The sequence below is a fragment of the Arthrobacter sp. MW3 TE3886 genome, assembly GCF_041262145.1.
GTDB lineage: Bacteria > Actinomycetota > Actinomycetes > Actinomycetales > Micrococcaceae > Arthrobacter.
The window spans coordinates 2,222,358-2,241,210 of the sequence record NZ_JBGCAN010000001.1; the positions used below are offsets into that span (position 1 = coordinate 2,222,358).

Annotated in this window: 14 protein-coding genes and 3 pseudogenes; 13 read left to right on the forward strand and 4 right to left on the reverse strand. The window is 59.4% G+C overall.

Features of this window, described 5'->3' with window-relative positions; genetic code table 11:
* Positions 1–39 precede the first annotated feature (39 nt).
* Positions 40–885, reverse strand: coding sequence for a hypothetical protein (locus ABH915_RS10090; RefSeq protein WP_370120573.1), 846 nt, complete (start codon positions 883–885; stop codon positions 40–42).
* Positions 885–1,136 (reverse strand): hypothetical protein, encoded by a 252-nt coding sequence (locus ABH915_RS10095; protein WP_370120576.1) that lies wholly within the window; start codon positions 1,134–1,136, stop codon positions 885–887. The genes ABH915_RS10090 and ABH915_RS10095 overlap by 1 nt, the downstream gene beginning before the upstream one ends.
* Positions 1,137–1,560: 424 nt before the next feature.
* Between ABH915_RS10095 and ABH915_RS10100 the strand changes: the two genes are divergently transcribed.
* From ABH915_RS10100 to ABH915_RS10160, 13 genes and pseudogenes are all read left to right on the forward strand, one after another.
* Positions 1,561–2,235 carry a GntR family transcriptional regulator gene (locus tag ABH915_RS10100; RefSeq protein ID WP_370120579.1) on the forward strand — a complete coding sequence of 225 codons (675 nt, stop codon included), beginning with the start codon at positions 1,561–1,563 and terminating at the stop codon, positions 2,233–2,235.
* Between the two features lie 187 nt (positions 2,236–2,422).
* Complete coding sequence (locus ABH915_RS10105; RefSeq protein ID WP_370120582.1) at positions 2,423–4,747, forward strand: LuxR C-terminal-related transcriptional regulator; 2,325 nt, start codon at positions 2,423–2,425, stop codon at positions 4,745–4,747.
* 186 nt (positions 4,748–4,933) lie between these two features.
* The gene (locus ABH915_RS10110) at positions 4,934–5,734 is read left to right on the forward strand and encodes a hypothetical protein (RefSeq protein ID WP_370120585.1); all 801 of its coding nucleotides are present in this window, start codon (positions 4,934–4,936) and stop codon (positions 5,732–5,734) included.
* A 1,278-nt stretch (positions 5,735–7,012) separates the two neighbouring features.
* Entirely contained in the window at positions 7,013–7,834 is an 822-nt protein-coding gene (locus ABH915_RS10115; protein WP_370120588.1) for a trehalase-like domain-containing protein, read from the forward strand.
* A complete protein-coding gene (locus tag ABH915_RS10120) occupies positions 7,728–8,825 on the forward strand; it encodes a glycoside hydrolase family 15 protein (RefSeq protein ID WP_370124982.1) in 1,098 nt (365 codons plus the stop codon). Before ABH915_RS10115 ends, ABH915_RS10120 begins: the two co-directional genes overlap by 107 nt.
* A 174-nt stretch (positions 8,826–8,999) precedes the next feature.
* A pseudogene (locus ABH915_RS10125) lies at positions 9,000–9,446 on the forward strand (DDE-type integrase/transposase/recombinase); the annotation flags it as partial.
* Positions 9,447–9,733: 287 nt separating this feature from the next.
* Positions 9,734–10,393, forward strand: a pseudogene (locus tag ABH915_RS10130) (transposase).
* Positions 10,394–10,726: 333 nt separating this feature from the next.
* Positions 10,727–12,184, forward strand: a complete 1,458-nt coding sequence (locus ABH915_RS10135; protein ID WP_370120591.1) for an aldehyde dehydrogenase family protein — start codon at positions 10,727–10,729, stop codon at positions 12,182–12,184.
* 64 nt (positions 12,185–12,248) lie between these two features.
* Entirely contained in the window at positions 12,249–12,611 is a 363-nt protein-coding gene (locus ABH915_RS10140) for a cupin domain-containing protein (protein WP_370120594.1), read from the forward strand.
* A complete protein-coding gene (locus tag ABH915_RS10145) occupies positions 12,608–13,894 on the forward strand; it encodes a flavin monoamine oxidase family protein (protein ID WP_370120597.1) in 1,287 nt (428 codons plus the stop codon). The genes ABH915_RS10140 and ABH915_RS10145 overlap by 4 nt, the downstream gene beginning before the upstream one ends.
* A 584-nt stretch (positions 13,895–14,478) precedes the next feature.
* A complete protein-coding gene (locus tag ABH915_RS10150; protein WP_370120600.1) occupies positions 14,479–15,915 on the forward strand; it encodes an APC family permease in 1,437 nt (478 codons plus the stop codon).
* 433 nt (positions 15,916–16,348) lie between these two features.
* Positions 16,349–17,002 carry a type IV secretory system conjugative DNA transfer family protein gene (locus tag ABH915_RS10155; protein WP_370124983.1) on the forward strand — a complete coding sequence of 218 codons (654 nt, stop codon included), beginning with the start codon at positions 16,349–16,351 and terminating at the stop codon, positions 17,000–17,002.
* A 103-nt stretch (positions 17,003–17,105) separates the two neighbouring features.
* Positions 17,106–17,498 (forward strand): DUF4913 domain-containing protein, encoded by a 393-nt coding sequence (locus tag ABH915_RS10160; protein ID WP_370120602.1) that lies wholly within the window; start codon positions 17,106–17,108, stop codon positions 17,496–17,498.
* Here ABH915_RS10160 and ABH915_RS10165 read toward each other — a convergent pair.
* Both ABH915_RS10165 and ABH915_RS10170 read right to left on the reverse strand, forming a co-directional pair.
* A protein-coding gene (locus tag ABH915_RS10165) for an IS5 family transposase (RefSeq protein WP_370120605.1) occupies positions 17,479–18,361 on the reverse strand; the annotation gives its coding sequence in 2 pieces (ribosomal slippage) (positions 17,479–17,977 and positions 17,976–18,361; 885 coding nt in all). The genes ABH915_RS10160 and ABH915_RS10165 overlap by 20 nt on opposite strands.
* A gap of 164 nt (positions 18,362–18,525) precedes the next feature.
* Positions 18,526–18,726 (reverse strand): annotated as a pseudogene (locus ABH915_RS10170) (IS3 family transposase); the annotation flags it as partial.
* Positions 18,727–18,853 lie beyond the last annotated feature (127 nt).

An 18,853-nucleotide genomic window follows, 5' to 3' on the forward strand; every position in this document is an offset into this window, starting at 1 on the left:
TCGGCTCCGCGGGTGCGGAGCCGTCTGGGGGTTGGGGTCTTAGAGCTTCAAATCGGGCGTTGCCGCTGCGACGGCGGTCCCGGTCAGCCATTCAGGAACCGGCTCGTACGCGAGCACCTCGAACGGGGCGCCGATGGCGCCGGCAGCGGCAATCCATGTGCGGACTTCGTGAGCCCCATTGCCTGCCGCGTCGATTTCCTTCGGCGAGTAGCTCTTAAGCTGCTCGGGGTCGCCGCTCTCGATTCGGGTAATGAAGTCGCGGTCGAATTCCTCGTTCACCTGGCCTGCTTCGGGCAGCCCTACCCAGTGGGAGAGGCCACCGGTTCCGACGACCACGACACGTTCGACCGCGTCCTGCGCTTCAACGGCACGGCGGAGCATCTCGCCAAATTCGTAGCTGCGCTTTGCTGTGGGCCAGGGCGGGTTTACGCCGTTTATGATAATGGGGACGAGCGGGTACTTGGAAGCGGGATCCAGGTGCTTGAACGGAACGCAGAAGTTCTCGTCGAAATCAAAGCCGCCTTCCACCAAGGACGGATCGAACTCATTCGAGATGGCGAACTCATAGATGTGCCGGCCGAGTTTTCCATTCCCGGGGTACTGGTGCTGCTCCACCCGCAGGAAGTTGCTCATCTCCGGCGTAACAGGCCCGAGGTAGGAATCCGCCGTGGCGATCGCGAAGGCCGGCAGGTTTCCAAAGTTGAAGTTGGTGAAATGTTCCACCGAAATGGCGATGATTGCGTCGGGCTCCAAAGCATCGATCCGCCGGCGGGCCTCAGCGAAGGCTCCTTCGATGGCTTCCCGTTTGCGTGGCTCGGCCCGCTCCGGCCAGCCGGTCACCCCGGGCGAATGGGATGCTGCGAATGCTCCTACGATATTGCCCATCAGTTCTCCTCCTCACGGATCTGTGTGTAGTAGGCGGCACGATCAACAGCCAGCTGGATGGCGCAGAAGTAGATCAGATACGGGTTGGCCCCGATCTTGTGGAGCTTTTTGAAATCGAGCTCCAGCATTGCCGTCCGCGCCTCGTCCTCCACCCCGTACTGATCGAGAATCGGATGCGGATCGTTACGAAAACTCTCTGCGAGAGTGGGATCTTTGCGGATGTCCCACAGCAGCTTGTGCAAGTTGTACAACCGGTGCTCCTCCATTCCTCATTCGAGTGCTGTACTGCGCCGGTTACCTCGTCCCCGAGTGCATCGGATGACTCTCAGCGCCGTCCCCGACCAGCAGGGATCTGAATCAGTCCCTGCGCCGCGTCGAGCAATGGAGCCAGCTTAGGGCGGAATGTCGACAAAAAAACTCCGTATTTCCACGTATCTTCCGCAGCCCATCCAGAAGCAATGGACACCCTGCCCTTGCCTTCCCCCCTAAATTGCAGCTCTCCGCGCCCCGTCAAGGCGGCGATGATGTTCCGTTTGGTCGCAGCGTGGCGCATCAAAGGGCTCCAACTGTTCTAAATTTTTGTCGACAAAATTCCACTTAACCTGTTTCACGTTCCCGTGAGATCTGTATGCTCAATGAAGAACCACCACTCACCGACCCAGGAGCACTAAGGCCATGTCGCTTGTGCAGACGAATGAGGCGTCGGAAGACGTTCGGGATCTTCCAGAAGTGCTGAGGCGGGCGATTGCGGACGGTGACCTTGTCCCAGGCACAAAACTCGTCGAGCGGGAGCTCGCCGTGAAATACGGCGTCGGCCGTACCGCAGTGCGTGATGCCCTAAGGCATCTGGCGGCGGAACGCATCGTTGTTCTCACCGAGAACAGGGGCGCCCGCGTGCGGGAGCTTGATTATGCAGAAGCTGCAGATATTTATGACATCCGCGCGGCCCTGGAGGGCCTGGCCGGCGAGCTGTTCGCAGTGCGCGGATCAGCGTCGGCGAAAAAGTTGTTTGCTGAGTCCCTCGAGCCTCTACGGAGGGCTCTTGAAGGTTCCGATACGACCGCAACTTTGCTGGCAACCGACGTTTTTTACGGTTACCTTCTGGCCGGGGCCGGTAATATAGAGCTGCGTGAGGCTGTTAACCGTCTGCACGTGCGTATCCATCAAATTCGTCGGGTCTCGTTGTCAATGAAGGACCGTGCCCAACCCACTATTGAAGCCCTCCAGCGAATTGTTAATACCATCCTCGCCGCTGATCCTGTCGGGGCACGTCTGGCGTGCATCGACCACGTCCGCGCTTCGGCTGCGGCAACGTTACCCGTACTGGCGGCACAGGAGCTGGGGCCATGATTGGCTGTAATTGACAAGAGATCGCGACCCGGGACGGCAGCTTGCCCAGTCGTGAATAGCCGAACGGCTCCGGCCTTCCCGCCCGCACCTGCTGCCGGGCCCTTCCCAAGAGGGCAAAGACGCCTGTCCACTGGCTGGCAAGGGAGCCTCCCAGGGGCAGGGGTGGCGTTACGAGAGGCGTTGTTTGATGACTGACCAGGCCCTGATGCCACAGCTACCCAAGTATGTGACGACCTTCATTGGACGAGAGGCCGAGCAGTCAACGCTGGGCAGTGCGCTTGAGGTCAGCCGCTTCGTTGCCTTGGTCGGCCCGGGCGGAGTTGGAAAAACACGGCTTGTTTCTCACTTGGTTGAGCGCCTGACTAAGAGGTTTCCCGAGGGCGTGTTCTTCGCTGACCTTGCCGGAGTCAGCGAACCCGCGGAATTTTGCGCCCGGGCTGCCGCTGCTCTTGGAATGCGGAACAGTGGACAGGTTTCGTCTGTGCTGTTAAGCGACTTCGTGCAGGATCTCGAAGCTCTGGTCGTTTTGGACAGTTGCGACTCGCTGGACTCAGACTGTCTTCTTCTGCTCCAGGATCTCGTCGCATCCGGCACTCAAAGTACGATATTGGCGACAAGCCGGCGGGCGCTCTACGTAGACGGCGGTCAGTTGGTCAATCTCTCTCCACTCTCACTTCCTGTGGACACGACGCCGGAAGTTCGCCTTTCCGATGTTCTGGGCTCTGAGTCGGCTAAGCTCTTTCTTGCGCGCGCTCGGCTGGTTCGGCCCGGATTCACTGTTGCCGAGTCACAAGCACCCGCGCTTTCGCGGCTGTGCCACAGGCTGGACGGGTTGCCTTTGGCGATAGAACTCGCAGCGGCATGGACGAGGGCTTTGTCGATAGAGCAGATTATCGAACGTATGGAAGGCTATCCGGACTTCCCGCGAGCGGGGGCGGGAGCGACCGATCCTCGACACAGGACGCTGCGGACCCTGACGGCGGGAAGCTATGAGTTGTGCAGCGACGATGAGAAGTTGCTGTGGTCCCGTCTTACGGTTTTCGAAAATACGTTTGATCTTCCCGCTGTAGAGGCGGTCTGCGGACAACCGCCGCTGACACCTCCGGACCTTCTGGACCTGCTGGCCTCATTGGTAGACCAATCAGTTGTTCTGGCGGATAACATCGGCGAGGAAGTGAGATACAGTCTCCTGCGCCTCACCCGCGACTATGGTGAATCCCGATTGGATGACTTCGGTGAAAGGCAGGTGCTGCACAACAAGCACCTCGCCTATTACGAAGGATCGTTCAATCGCCTTACCACTGCTTTTCCCGGAAGTAGTGAGCGGGAACGCATAGAGCGTTTACGCCTGGAGTACCCCAATATCCTGGCCGCCATCAACCATGGTCTGCAGGCCCCGGACCTCAGTGCCGGGAGCCTTCGCATGGCAGCGGGACTATGGTTTTTCTGGTTCGCGGTAGGCCAGCTCTCTGAGGGGCGTTCCACCTTGGGGAGAGTGCTGGCTTCCGCGAATACCGACGCATACCCGCGAGAACGTGAGTACGCCCTCTGCATTCATGCCTATCTGTGCGCTTTACAAAGCAAATTGCGGTCCGCGGAGAAACTTCTTGAACTGGCCGCTAGTCAGGCACCCACAGGGGACGCGCTGAATCTTGCTCTTTCGCTTCAGGTTTCCGGAGTCGTAGAGGCTGGACACGGTAGGGTTTCGTCAGCCCGCGAGCTCCTGGACAAGGCTATCGATGCTTACAAACGCGTCCCCGGGCCGACGGCGGAGATCCTCACGATGGATGCCATCGGCGTCGCGGTACTGCTCGCCGCGTTCGACCATGACAACGATCGAGTAGCGGACCTGAGCAGGACTGGATTGGATCTTTGCGATGACTTCGATGACTACATGTGGCGCGGGTACATCGAATACGCCCTTGCCGTCCATGACTGGATTCAAAATGAACCGACCCGGGCCCGCGAACTTGCCTTGAAGGTTGCGGGGTACGGCCACGACCAGCTGCTGTTGGCACACTGCATTGAACTTCTGGCATGGTGCGCCCAGCAGGCCGGACAGAATGCCCGAGCGGCGACTCTATTCGGAGGCGCCGACCGACTTTGGAAGTTTGTGGGTGGGCACTTCTCAGGCTTTCATAACATCGGTGCTCAACGCGAGGAATCCTTGGGACGATGCCGCGATGTGCTCGGGCAAAAAGCCTTCGATTTGGCTTATGCGAAAGGTTTTCAGACCGACACCAACGACCTTCTTCTGCAGGAGGCGGCGGGTAAGGATGGGATCGTCGGCCCGGAACCTGACGCTGCCGTCCGCCTTACACGCCGCGAAAAGGAAGTAGCCGCCCTGCTAGGCCGCGGATTAAGTAACCGCGAAATAGCCTCGGAACTGACCATTTCTCCTAGGACTGCAGAAACACACGTAGAGAACATCCTGGCGAAGTTTGGTCTTGAAAACCGTGCGCAAATGGCTGCCGCTTGGGCGCGCCTGCACCCCGACTCGACAGGATCTTGACACCGTCGTAGCCGCCCCGTGGGCAACGGCGTGCTCCTGGCTCGGAGGTCTCGCGCGGAAGCCCAGTAGCCAGATCCGTGTTTATACGGACGCGTGCGTCGTCATCGTGTGGCACTGTTTTACGACCCTGTCCGCGGCAATCACGCCGCAGTTGAGGACCGCTAGGTGATTGAAGTGGAGTGAAAGATGCACGTTGCTACCGACATCCGCAAAGACATGTTTACTATTTCCGTCCGCGGCAATCTTGTCGGTACGGATGAGATTCTCCCTGACTGGTCGTTACGGGACCGGCTTGGAATAGTTGTCCGTGAACCGTGGGGGTCTCTCGGTGCGAGCCTCCTGATGCAGCTTGGTGCTCTGCTGCATTACGAAGCGCGGCCAGAGAGACGAGATAGGTCGGCACAATACCCTCAAATCTACCTTTTCCACGTAGGACAAATGCACGGAGACCACAGTAGCTTCGACGTGTGGCCACCCCGGCACGAGGTCTTGGTTGAAGAGGATCCTGCTTCCCTTCTTGCTGCGATCAACGATCGCGCAATAACCCGCTTGGCTGTACCCGATATTCCCCCTCACAACACTGATTTTCTGCATGCGGCTCTAACTGGCTGGTCTGATGAGTCAGTCATTCTTGAAAACCTCGCCACTGCCTGGGCCTATGACAGTAGCGGAACTGTGGCTTCCTACGATCTGCAAATCCAGTCCTCCGCGGCCGAACTTGAGCGCATGTCGACGTGGGCGCTGAGTCCGGAGGATACCTTTGCCCGATACGCGCCAATGTCCGGTAGGGAGCTTGTGGAAACGATGCAGATCGGTCCGAGCACGGAAAATGACCTGCAGCAATGGCTGGAAACCTTGAAGAACCGCATGCACGAAACCTCAGTCCAGACCCGGCAATCCATCAGAGACAAGAGGGGCCCGGCGGAGTCAGTACATGTGCAGACGTTCCGCCTGCTTTCGACGCAGGAAGTACTGATGCGACTCTAGCCTCACGAGGCAACCCAACAGCTGCATTTGCTTCGTAGTGCCAAAGTGGCACGAATTACTCAGACCAGACCAGACCAGACCCGCCGCGAATCTATCCGCGTTCATCGCGTTTGAGTGTAGCGTCGGGGCGGGCGCCGTCAGTTCCCGGGTAAACGTCGAGGTCTTCCGAAGATGGCAGTTCCACCATCAGGAAGACCTCAGTGCCCACGCAATCTTCCTGACTAAAGTATGGTGCCGGCGCGATGAACTTGGGCTCGAATCTGCCGGCCAGCCTTTCACCCTGGCCGGGCGGTGCTCGAAAGCCGTACGTTGATTCCGGATGACTGTTGCCATTTGTGCGTGACGCATAGGGCATTGACGCGCGGTCGCAGGGTCCCCCGTTCGCGCGAACCGGAATAACTGCCGACGACGCCGCTGGTGAAGGCTGCCCAAAACACTCAGCCCCGGAGAAGGGCTCCCTCCGCCGGTTGCACTGGATACTAGAGGGCATTGTGCGCCAGCACTGCCTCCAGCGCGTTGCCGAAGGCGTGGGAAGGTCCGGGAACCCGCTCTACACAACCAACCGGACCTCGTAACCCGGAGACGATCTCCGCCGCGGACGACCACTCTAAGGCGAGCGACCGGGGAATCTAGCAGCGCACCGCCTACCGCGGCCCCGACGACACCAGGGAAACAGCCCATGCAGTCGCTGACCGACGCGATCAGTACCGGCGTTTCCGCCGCCCCTGACCAATGTCATCACGTTCGAATGGCGGGAACACCATGCAGGGGAGATGCTCGCATACTTCGAGGATGAAGTCATCATGCAGTGGAAACCGAGAACAGCTGGTCCCTCGAGTTGATGTTCAACAGCCCCCGGTCATCTCGAACTCAAAAATTGCCCAATGTCTCGGGAAGGCATCAGTGCCCGACGGAGGCACGCATAGTTCGTTCGGTGCTGGGCGCGCATGCGAAGAATCCCGGCTGTTCAACGGGCGCGAACGGGACGATGAGCCACTGGCTTCTGTAGTACTCCACATAGGAGTCAGGTGGGCAATGAGAATATGCTTCTTCGCGGGTCATCTCGGCGCTCCTTCTGATTTCTATACCGGCCGCTGCTTCTCCATCCACTTTGTCTCGCAGGGCCTGCTGTTCGCGCGGGGGAATCTACGTGGTTTCCTACCCGATTTAGAACATGGGTAGTTTTACCGATGTCCGGTGAGGTGGGATTCCCCGGGCTTAATCGCTTCGTCCGCGCTGTATCTTTCCCAGAAGCCATCGTTGTGATTTAGTGGGCCTATGTCAGCCCTGATCGAGGACTACGCGTTCTTGTCAGATCTCTCCACCGGAGCCCTTGTCTCCCGACATGGGAGTATCGATTGGCTTTGTTTTCCCCGCTTTGACTCCGAATCCGTCTTTGCGTCGCTCTTGGGCACCGAGGAACATGGCCGATGGCTACTTGCTCCGGCTGATGCGGACGCCCGGGTCGTAAGCCGACGATATTTGGAATCAACTTTTGTCCTGGAGACGATCTGGGAGGCTGGTTCCGGGCAAATCCGCGTCATTGACTTCATGCCTGTGGGAAGAGGTCTGTCTTCTCTTCTGCGTCGAGTCAGCGGCATTGGGGGCCGTGTTCGAGTGCGTCAGGAATTGAGGATCCGTCCCCGCTATGGTGCAGCATTACCGTGGGTAAGCCGTGGTCGTGAAAATACCTCGGCCGGCAGCGAAGAAGTGCTGCTTGCCATAGCTGGACCGGACGCCTGGGCGATGAGGGGCGGGAATCTTCCGGAAGCGGAAGGCGACCGTCACATAGGGGAGTTCGCGGTTTCAGCGGATGAGCATCTCGATTTCGAACTGACGTGGTTCCAGTCGTATCGCAACGCTCCTTCACGCCTCGATTTCAATAGGAACCTTCAAGAGACCGCCGATTACTGGGCCGAGTGGGGGCGGACACTGCCGCTCAGATGGTGTTTATGGCGATTCAGTCCAACGATCGCTGCTGGTCCTGCGCGCTCTGACAAACTTCGAAACAGGCGGCATCGTCGCGGCACCCACGACCTCACTGCCGGAGGATTTCGGCGGTTCCCGCAACTGGGACTACCGATTTTGCTGGCTTCGTGACGCGGCCCTGACTCTCGAGTCCATGCTGACCCACGGATACGAATCAGAGGCCCTTCAATGGCGGAACTGGCTTTTGCGCGCACTCGCGGGGGACCCGGAGGACATTCAGATCATGTACGGGATAGCAGGCGAACGGGACCTGCCAGAGAAGGTACTTCCTCATCTCCCGGGCTATGAGGGCGCGAGTCCCGTGCGCATCGGCAATGCGGCAGTCTCCCAGTACCAAGCCGATGTGGTCGGCGAGGTTATGGTGGCCCTCGAGAAGCTTCGGCTCGCCGGCGGCAAGGAAGACACCTTTTCCTGGACACTCCAGCGGACGCTGCTGGAATTCGTGGAGAAGCATTACCACGACAAGGATTGTGGCCTATGGGAAGTACGCGGTCCGGTTCGGTACTTCACACATTCCAGACTCATGATGTGGGTCGCCTTCGACTGCGGGATCCGCGCCGTCCGTGACCACGGGCTCCCCGGCCCAAGGGAGCACTGGGTTGATCTCCGTGAACGGCTGAGGCTGGAGATTCTGGATCGCGGTTTCGACCGGAAGCTGAACTCCTTCACTCAGACCTACGGTCGACCAGACATGGACGCTGCATTGCTGGCCTTGCCGCAAGTTGGCTTTCTGCCTTATAACGATGAACGCATGCTCGGTACCGTCGCGCAGATGGAAGCGGAATTGCTGACAGAAAGCGGTCTCCTGCTCCGGTATCAGACCGATACCGGAGTTGATGGACTGGCACCGGGCGAAAGTCCGTTCCTCGCTTGTTCTTTCTGGTTGGTTGAGCAGTATGCTCACAGCGGACGTCGGAAGGAAGCCGGCGTCCTGATGTCCAAGCTTGTGGGGATCGCTAATGACTTGGGACTTCTCAGCGAAGAATTCGACCCTAAGACAAAGCGCTTGGCCGGTAACTTCCCTCAAGCGTTTTCGCACTTGGCCCTTGTGCGCGCCGCGCGGATGCCATGCATGGCGTGGACAAACTCTCTCTGGCTGTAACAGGTCCTGCACATGCCAAATGACTACCCGTGGTCATAACAAGCAGCACGCGGTCCCTGCCTCGTTGCGCGGCCTCATGGGCTCTTTCCAGGAGTTCGAAACCCATCACTGAGGCCGACCGCTAGACGACCCTTCTATGGTGGCGAGTCAAGCCATGAGTGGCTGGAGTTGGCGCAAGGGGACCGGAACCGTGCGACGACACCCGTCAGAACTGGCAGCCGCAGCCACCCGGTCATCGGCACCGCTTACGTCCACACGGTCATCGACGACCATTCCCGGGTTGCCTACGCAGAGATCCACGGCGATGAAACAGCGGCCACCGCGGTGGTCGTGCTGAAGAGAGCCGTGTCCTGGTTCGCCGCCCGCGGCGTCACCGTCGAGCGCGTCCTCTCCGACAACGGCGCGGCCTACAAATCCCATCTCTGGCGGGACACCTGCCGGGAGCTGAACGTCAAGGCGAAGAAGACCCGCCCCTACCGGCCACAGACCAACGGGAAAATCGAGCGGTTCCACCGCACCCTGGCTGACGGATGGGCATTCCAACGCTTCTACGCCACAGAATCAGCCCGCAGAAACGCCCTCCCGGCCTGGCTCCACCACTACAATCACTGTAAGTCTTGATCATGGCTGGTCCGGGACTGGCTGGCAGGATGGCTACTGGCCGCCCGGCCCCCGAAGATGTGACTCATACAATCATTGACATTTGATTGTCTTGCTGTGGACTTGTCCATCTTTTGGGGTGGGTGGCCGGCACCATTCCGGCCCACCTCGGTAGCTTGATCAGAAGATTGTCCACCACATGGCGGGGCGTGACCCATCACACTGCTGTTCCGACGTGACTCCTACCCGGACTGATACCGGCCGTACACGGCCGTTGCCCCATGTCCATCGCTCTTCGGAAAGGTGCCGTGACCGCCATGTCCATCGTCGCTCATGCCCACCCATTTGTCGTGGGTGTCGACACACCGCAACCATGTCTACGCAATTCTCGCCTCCACCACCGGTGAACTACTTGAAACTCGGGAATTTCCCACCAACGCGGGCGGAATCAACCGGGCCATCAACTGGGTAGCCCGCCGCACCGGCGCGGATGCCGACACTCTCTGGGCTATTGAAGGCGCCGCGACTTACGGGGCGATCTTGGCCAGCACGGTCACCTCCCACGGTTATCCGGTCGTCGAGGCACCACGTCTGGATGCCAAGAAACGCCGGGGCGTGGGAAAAACCGACGCCCTGGACGCTCACCAGATCGCGGCCGCAACGTTGCCGCTGCCCGTGGAGAAGCTGCGCCGCCCCCGGCTCAATGACGGGATTCGCCAAGCCGTGCGCATCTTGACCACCGCTCGCGGTGCGATGAGCGCTGACCGCACACGGTCAGTCAATGCGCTCAACGCTCTGTGGTCGCGGTAACGAGGATGACCCACGATGCTGAAACCCGAGAGTACGAGGAAAAACGACGTTCGGAAGGTCGCACCGACAAGGAAATCCGGCGCTTCATCAAACGCTACATGGCCCGCCGCATCTATCGGGCGCTCAACGACTCATCGGCAACGATGAAGGCGGTTTGACAGACATAGAAGAGTCCACAGGCCCCACACCGCAATCGGAGGCCACCCACCCATCAGCCGCTTAACCAACCTGCCCGGGCAGTATAGCTAGGGGGTGTATCAGTGTGGGGCGTGCTGAGGCCAAGCTCGGTGGCACAGCCGCAGCAGTCCCCAAAGCCAAATAGGTCGAAACGGAGGCGCCGCAGCCACGTGCTCCGCACCGTTGTGGCTTCCCCTAAAAAGATCCGTAAGCACCTCCGTGTAAATACGGACGCGCTCCCTATGTGACGCATGTCATTGTTGGCAAACAAATTCGGTATGGCTTCGAAGTGAGCCCGAAAGGTAGAGAAACACATGGACACTGCGCAGCTTTCACAGCAGTACATTGGGGGCGCTTGGCGTGCCGGTTCAGGAGAGAAAGTACTGGTCGACCTGAACCCGTTCACGGGCAAGACCCTGGGTGAGTTTCCTGTCGCAACCACCGACGACATCGATGAAGCCTACGCTGCTGCTGCCGCGGCACAGTCGGCTTGGAACAAGGTCAATGCTTATGCGAAGAGAAGTGTCTTCGAGGCGGCAGCAAGGATCGTTGAAGAACGCCGGGAAGAAATCAGCAAGCTCATCACGGCGGAAGTAGGAGGAACCGCCCTCAAAGCGGCTTTCGAAATTGGTCTCGTGGTCGACGCCCTCAAGGAGGCGGCGACACTGCCGCTGCGCATTGAAGGTAGGATCTACCCGTCACCCGTCGAAGACACGGAAAACTTCGTTTACCGTGTCCCGGTCGGCGTGGTTGGCGTCATCAGCCCTTTCAACTTCCCGTTCTTCCTCTCGATGAAGTCAGTGGCGCCAGCTCTGGCTACGGGCAACGGCGTGGTTATCAAACCCCATGAGGAAACGCCGATTACAGGGGGCACCCTCCTAGCCTCGATTTTCGAAGAGGCCGGCCTGCCTGCCGGGCTGTTGAACGTGACCGTGACAGAAATCCCGGTCATAGGGGATTACTTCCTGGAGCACCCGGTTCCCCGGGTCATCGCGTTCACCGGTTCCACCGGCGTGGGCCGGCACGTAGGTGAGGTTGCAGCCCGCCATTTCAAAAAGTCAATCCTTGAACTTGGCGGAAACAGCGCCTTCATTATCTGCGAAGATGCCGACCTTGAGTACGCCGTTGACGCAGCTGTCTTTAGCCGATTCACACATCAGGGACAGATCTGCATGTCAGCCAACCGCCTGCTCGTGCATTCCAGCATCGCTGCAGAGTTCAAGAAGCGGTTCATTGAGAAGGTTTCGGCCCTTCCTACGGGTGACCCGTCCGCCCCCGGCACCATCATCGGACCACTCATCAACGCACGGCAGGTCGCAGCATTGGATGATAAAGTCACCGCTGCCGTCGCAGCGGGAGCCAAGGCCGTACTGCGCGGAGAACCCGATGGCAATATCTTCCCGCCCGTGGTTCTTGAGAACGTCGACCGTAACTCCCCGATAGCACACGACGAACTGTTCGGTCCCGTCATCATCGTGATGGAGTTCAACGATGACCAGGAAGCCATTGATATCGCCAACGACACAGATTTCGGTCTCAGCGGTGCCGTTCATACCCGCGACACTGCCCGCGGGGTGCGGATCGCCAAAAAGATTCAGAGCGGCATGATCCACGTCAATGACGCCACTATTGCCGATGAGCCCATCGTTCCCTTCGGCGGGGAAAAGCAATCGGGCGTTGGCCGGCTCAACGGCCATTCAAGCATTGACGAATTGACCAGCCTCAAGTGGATCTCCGTTAACCACGGACGGCGGAACTACCCCTACCAGTAGTGCTCCCACAAGCGCTGCAGTGGATCACTAAAAACCTGACATCCTTACGAAAGAAAAAATCACCATGACAACCCAACGCCATCTGATCTTTGCCGACCAACTGTCGGCAGGATACAAACCCTTCATTGTCGAAGGTGAAGTAACAGGGGAACTCTCCGAAGTTCCTGGCCGCGATGACGTACGCACCGGAATCTATCGGGTACTCGAGGGCCAATACCCGGACCGGGTTCCAGTGCCGTATCTCTTCGAAACTGACGAATACATCTTGGTCATCGAAGGTGAGGTACACATTTCGTCAGCCGATGGTGAGGACGTGGTTTTGCGTACGGGCGACTCCGCCTTCTTCCCCCAAGGTAGCGAGTCCACTTGGACCTTCCACGCTCCTTTCCGAAAATTCTCCGTTGAAATCCCGAGGGCCCGAGCATGAGCAAAAACTACGATGTCGCTGTTATCGGAGGCGGTTTCGCCGGTCTCGCAGCCGCACGTGAAGCCAGCCACCTGGGGAAATCAGTAGTCCTGATCGAAGCATCCGAACGCCTCGGCGGACGGACTTGGACTGAGAACCGTCTTGGCACACGCATCGAACTCGGCGGAACAGACGTGCACTGGCTCCAGCCCCACGTATGGTCCGAAATCAAGCGTTACCGGCTAAATCTCGAGGAGTTTACCCCACCGGAACAACTCCTGTACCTGGACAACGGGCAGGTCCGGGAAGGATCTGAGGAGATGGTCTTCGGTCTCATGGATAAAGGCATGACAGCGCTGGCGGACCTTGCAAGAACTCTGTACGAGCGTCCGCACGAACCGCGGTTCTCGAACGCCGCACTCGAGCACGACAAGCTGACCTTGGGCGAGTTCCTCGATGGTGTGCCAATGTCCAAGCTCGAGCGAGACATGACTTCATCCTTCTGGGCCGCCGCCTGCCAGGCTCCTCTGAACAAAGCCGGCCTTACCCTGCCGTTGCGGTGGCTTGCCCTGGCAGGCTGGGACTGGCGTCTTATGCTGGACGTGATTTCGCGCTACAAGATCGTCGGAGGCATGGGTCTACTATCGGATGGAATCCGATCCGATATCAAAGCCGATTTCATCATGGGCAAGGCCGTCACTAAGGTCTCCGAGAACGACTCTCAAGTGACCTTGACCTTGTCGGACAACGCAACGGTTTCGGCGACGGCTGTCGTCTGCGCCGTACCGGTGAACGTGTTGTCCAGCATAACCTTCGATCCACCCCATAAGCATGCGGAGCAGCTAGGCGCATCCGGTCAAATCTCCGGCGGACAAAAAGTAGTTTGCCGAATCAAGGGCAATCGGACTGCTTACATGGCCTTCGCACCGGAGGGCAACCCCTTCGTACTCCTCCAATACGACCGGCCGATCGAGGGCGACCACATTGCGGTAGCCTTCGGCTCCGATGCCAGCGCCGTCGACGGTTCCTCTACCACCGAGGTCGAGAAGGTCTTGCGGGCATGGCTGCCTGACGTTGAGGTGCTGGAGGTTGCCAGCCATAACTGGACTAAGGATGCACTGTATCGCGGCACATGGGCCGTTCCCGGTCCTGGACAACTTCCAGAGCAACTGGACGCAATCGAAGCCCGCGACGGGCGTGTGCTCCTAGCTGGGGCAGACATCGCCAGCGGATCTTATGCCCTCATTGATGGCGCTCTCGCAACCGGTATTCGCGCCGGACGAGATGCCGCAGCACTCAGCTGAAGTCAGGTTGAGATCCAACTTCCGAGGCTAGCGTGCTTGTTCCGGCTGCCAGGTGGACTGCTCCAAACAACGACAGTCCACCTGGCGGGAAGACACCACCTTTGCTACCTGCAAAATGCGGAATAACCCGGAGTCAGATTTTCAGGACACGGGCCTCGCCCAGTGTTCCTACTCTCAAGATCGCAGCGCGGCTCGATCGTACGAACGCCGCTTCTCGTTTTCGAAAGCCAGACCTATCGCTCAGCTGACCTGCTGAGCCCTGCCGATTCGTCCCTAACAAGATGCAAGTTTGCACGATGCCAACCTTCAGGGCGCATAATACCTGAAAGTACTTCCACAACCTTCTTCGAGGCCCGGATCCGGTCCGCATTTCGCTTCCCAAGAGCGTGGGATGCGGATTGGACCTTCCGGCGGACGCAACACGTCATCAAACCTCGGTTGAGCGGTCTCAGCATCCCCAACCTAAGGGCGCCGATGACCAGAACGGTTGCCAAACAGGAGGCCATACGTCCCCTGTTGCCACCTTCCCTCATAAGGGATATGAGCAGACTCAACTATCGAATTCATCTCCACAGGAGAAATTAATGTCAAAAGTAATTTCGGACAACACTGTCCCAGGGATTGATCAGTCCAAACTCCGAGCGGGCGCCATGGGCACAGGGGGACTGGTGTTCACAGTTGTAGCCATGATTGGGCCAATGGCAGCCTTTCTGGGGGCCACCCCGTTGGTCTTCATGCTGAGCGGCGCGGGAACACCAGGGATATATCTTCTTGCCACGGTACTGTTCCTCATTTTTGCCGTGGGATATGTGGCTATGAGCCGTCGTTCTAAGACTGCCAGCGGACTGATCGCCTTCATCGTCAAGGGCCTTGGTATCAAAGCGGGAGTCGCCGCGTCTTATGTCACGCTGCTGACCTACGTGGCGGTGTTGAGTAGTCTCTATGGAATCCACGCGGTCTTCCTTCAGCAAGCGGCCATGGAGCTCTTCGGCGTTGATCTTCCTTGGGGGTTCTGGGCTCTTGTTACACTGGCCGTGTTGACTCCCTTGTCCTACAACCGGGTCGAGTTCAGTGCACGGATCATGGGGGTTCTGCTGGTGTTCGCCGTGGCTGCCATCCTGGTACTCGACTTTGCAATTTTGGTTCAGGGTGGCGGCTCTGGCGGATTCACTTTCGAGGGATTCTCACCCCAGCTGATGTTTGGCCCCGGTATCGGCCTGGCAGCACTTTTTGCCCTAGGATCCTTCGTTGGCGTGGAATCAACCCCCGTCTTCAGTGAAGAAGTGCGCACACCAAAGACGACCATCCCTCGCGCCACCTACATCACGATCATCGTTTTGGGCGTCTTCTATGTCTTCAGCACACTTACGGTCAGCAACGCCGTAGGGGCGGACAAGGTAATGGACGTAGCCACTGAAAACCCGACAGGTTTCATCCTCGATGTTGCCGGGAAATATGTCGGCCCGGTTTGGGTAAAGATTCTTAGCGTTCTTGTCGTAACGAGCTTTTTTGCGATCCTCCTTGGCTTTGCCAACGTCATGAGCCGATATGTTTTTGCTTTGGGACGTGCTGGCATTCTTCCCGCAGCTGTCGGCCGAAGCCATAAAAAGCATCAGTCTCCTCACGTTGGGAGCATTGTCACGGCGATTACCGTCCTAGTGGTGATCGGGGCTTTCATCGTGACCGGTTCGGATCCGTTCCACCAGCTCTACACGTGGTTGATTGCTGTCGGATCACTGGGAGTGCTGCTCCTTATGTGCGGCAGTTCGGTCGCTGTTGTGATGTATTTCAGGAAGTCGCCAGACGAGGAGAACGTCTGGACTGCCGTCGTAGCTCCAATGATCGCTTTCGTCGCCTTCGCGGTTGCAATCGTTCTAACGATCCTCAACTTTTCCTTCCTCGCCGGCGGTGAGGGATTCGCTGAATGGCTTTGGGTCTTGGTCCCTCTCGCAGCGGTGTTAGGCCTTATTGTGCGGGCATGTCAGCGAAATCGTGAACTGAGCTTCGACGACATCAGCTGAATCATTCCGCTGTCGGGCCACTCGCGATCGTGCGGCCCGACAGCGGAATCACGGCCCTGGTTGGCTATATGTCGTGTCAAGTGCATGCCCGGGTATGACGGTTCGCCCCGTGTGTCTGGCGGGGCGTTCTGACGTGTTTGTGGAGGTGGCGGTTTGGTGGCTGGGCCCGTGTGGTTCCGGGCGCCCACGCTGAATTTATGCGACCTCGGCTATTTCAATTTCACCCGGGTCATCTGGCGTCGTTCGGGTTGCCGCGGCGCGAAGGGCCGCCCGAACGGTCTCCAGAATCCTCGCCAGGGCCAGCACGCCCCGGCTGTGGGACCCTTGACCCGGTGACTGGGGAACGGATCCGGCTGCACGGGCCACCGGCCGCCGCTACGAACGCGACGCTCTGGGAGACATGATCCACATCGACGTCAAGAAACTCGGCCGGATTCCTGACGGCGGCGGGCGGGCGCATCTTTCTGCCCCGCTCACCACAGCGCTGACGGTGGCGATCGCGGAGGCGATGGAGGAAAGGGCCGAACGCAGCGGCGGCCGCCTGCCCAAACCGGCGCTGTTCGCCCTCGACGAGCTGGCCAACGTTGTCCGCTGGGCAGCCCTGCCGGACCAGTTCAGCCACTACGGCTCCAAGGGCCTGATCGCCATGGGCATCCTGCAGTCCTGGTCCCAGTGGGTCGAGCTGTGGGGAGAGGCGAATATGCGCAAAATCTGGTCCGCGGCGAACGTCAAGGTCTACGGCGGCGGCGTCGCCGAAGAAAGCTTCCTCCGGGCACTCTCGGACCTGGTCGGGGATTACAGCTACACCAACGTGTCCGTCTCGTCCGGCAAGTCCGGCTCCAGCCGATCCCGGCAGGAGGGCAAGGAACACATCTTCGACGCCTCAAACCTCGCGGAACTCGACCGCGGCCGCGCCGTGGTCCTCGCCTCCGGCGCACCAGCCACCCTGGTCCGGACCATGCCCTGGTATACCGGGTCCCATGAGAAAGCCGTAGAGGCATCCCTCAAGACCTACAGCCCCCGCCCGGAAGAAGAGCCCGTGCCGGTTGCTGCCGGAGCTACCGCTAATCCCTGGGTCACAGGGTAAGAGGTCCCAAGATGACTATCGATATTGGACGCTTCAGTGAAGCTCCCACCCCGGACGGAGAGGAAACTGGCGCTAACTCTGGCCAGGAGCAGAAACCCCGGAATTGATCTATGGCTCAGCAGAGGAATTTCTGCACGAGCAACTGCTGCCCACCTACGTCCGAGATGTCGACGGCCGCGCAGCTAAATGGTGCATCGAGTGGTACTTGCACCCCGAAGCAGTCACCCGGATAGAAGCGCTATGGCGTGCGTGGGAACATTTTAGACTCGACGGCGCCACCGGTATCAGGGTCTGGTTCAAAGACCACGCGGACCACCACATGAGCATGCTCCGCGACCCACGCGGCCCCTTCTACAAATGCGACATGCAAAAACACCGCGACCCCGAACACCTGGAGCCAAAAAGGCCCCGAACGGCTGGTTCCCCGACGTGCGAGTCCAGGAGAGGTAGCTCTGGCAGAACTATGGCGTGTCTCCTTATTGGCGTAGCCAGATGACGGCGGCGTAGAGGACGACGCCGGCACGGTAGGTCAGTGCGAGTTTGTCGTAGCCAGTGGCAACGGCGCGCCATTGTTTGAAGAGGCTGAAGGACCTTTCGACGCTGTTGCGGCCTTTGTAGGTCTCGGCGTCGAAGCCCACCGGGCGCCCGCCGCATGAACCGCCGCGCTTCCGGTGTCCGATCTGATCAGAAGGCTCCGGGATGATGGCCTTGATGCCCCGGCCGCGTAGGAGGGACCGGTTCGCCCGCGACGAGTACGCCTTGTCGCCCATCAGGGCATCCGGCCGTGTCCGGGGACGGCCGCCCCCGAGACGAGGAACCCGAATCGCGCCCGTGACGACTGGGAACATCGGCGAGTCGCCACCTTGTCCTGGGCCAAGAATCATCGCCAGCGGTCGGCCTTTACCGTCGCAGGCGTGGTGGATCTTGGTGCTCAGCCCGCCCCGGGAGCGGCCGATGGCGAGGTCGGGCGGTTCTTAAAACAGTTTCTTGTAATTCGGGAGTTCCCCCTGTGGTGCGGGGAAGGTTCGTCCCATGCTGGTGGGCCCGGTTGACGGTCGAGTCCACCGAAACTGTCCAGTCGATCTGCCCGGCCGCGTCCGCTTCGGCCAGAAGCCTCCCGTGGATCCGGTCCCACGTCCCGTCGGAGGCGAAACGACTATGACGCTTCCACACCGTTTGCCACGGACCGAACTCCGCGTTCAAGTCCCGCCAGGCGATACCGCACCGGTACCGGTAAGTAATGCCTTCAACGACCTGGCGGTGGCCACGGAACGGCCGGCCCCGCCGCCCGTCCGAACTGGGCAGAAACGGCTCGATCCGGGACCACTGATCATCACTCACGACAGATGTTCTCGACACCCCTCAAGCATTCCAGCCAGCAGACCCACGATTTACGAGACACGCCCTAGGTGACTCCAAGCTGTCCACGATTGGGGCCAATCCGGGTTATCCACGGCTGGAAATTGGGAGCCATTGGGGTAGCTCCCGCGGCAGCAGTAGCGGTGGATAACCCATCAGTCCCCAGGCCGGTTCCGGTACTTGTAGTAGCCGGGACTGCTCACGCCCAGCAGCCGGCAACAGACCTTCGCGGGGAACCCGGCACCGGTAAGTTCTCCGATCACCGGGTGGATTCTTTTTGGGTGGGGCCGGTCCTCACCGAGCAGCTTCGCTGCACGCTTGAGGATCTCTACTTCCGTTTCCAGCTGACGGATCCGCTTCCGCGCTCCGCCCTATCTGCCTCCACTCGTCGTCCTGGCGTTCCTTGACGACACGTGCACCTGCTGGAAAGTTCGGCCGCACCAACGGAATTGTCGCGTAAGCCGAGGGTTTGGAAGACGGATACGAAAGACT